Origin of the sequence: Catenovulum sp. 2E275 (assembly GCF_025515275.1) — a bacterium.
In the GTDB taxonomy this organism is placed as follows: Bacteria; Pseudomonadota; Gammaproteobacteria; order Enterobacterales; family Alteromonadaceae; genus Catenovulum.
On record NZ_JAOPFU010000124.1, the window covers coordinates 1 to 561 of the forward strand.

1 pseudogene is annotated in these 561 nt (G+C 44.0%); it reads right to left on the reverse strand.

From position 1 onward, the window contains the following. A pseudogene (locus tag N7931_RS19350) lies at positions 1 to 469 on the reverse strand (reverse transcriptase domain-containing protein); the annotation flags it as partial. Between the last annotated feature and the right edge of the window lie 92 nt (positions 470 to 561).

Here is a 561-nt window from a genome sequence, read left to right on the forward strand (position 1 = left end):
CTACCGCAATATTGCGTTTAGATTTAATGATTTGTTGTACTTGCTTCACTGCCTGTTGGCCGTTACGGTTTGGCCTAAAACCAAAGCTGTTATCAATGATGGGCGATAGAACCTGAGTAATGGCTTGTTGAATCACTCGGTCAACCACAGTGGGTATACCGAGTTGTCGTTTGCCCCCATCAGGTTTATCAATTTCAACACGTTTAACGGGTTGTGGGCGATATGTGCCATTGCTCAATTGAGTCTTGCACTGTTTCCAGTGTTGTTTGGCCCAATCGATAAACTGGTCTGTTTTCATCCCATCAACACCTGCTGCGCCTTTATTGGCTTTAACTTGCTTCCATGCATGTTGAAGATTATCGTTTGATAAGACTTGTTCGAATAAATCAAAGTTGAAGGTTGATTGTAATGCATTACGCTGCATACCAGAACCACAGGGCGGTGGCGTATCGTTATGTAAGTAAGACATGAAGTATTCCTTCGGTTAAATGTTCAGGCCTTCACCATGTCCCATCCATTACGATGGGCGTTTGGCTACTATGCCATCTGCTGACTGCTGGA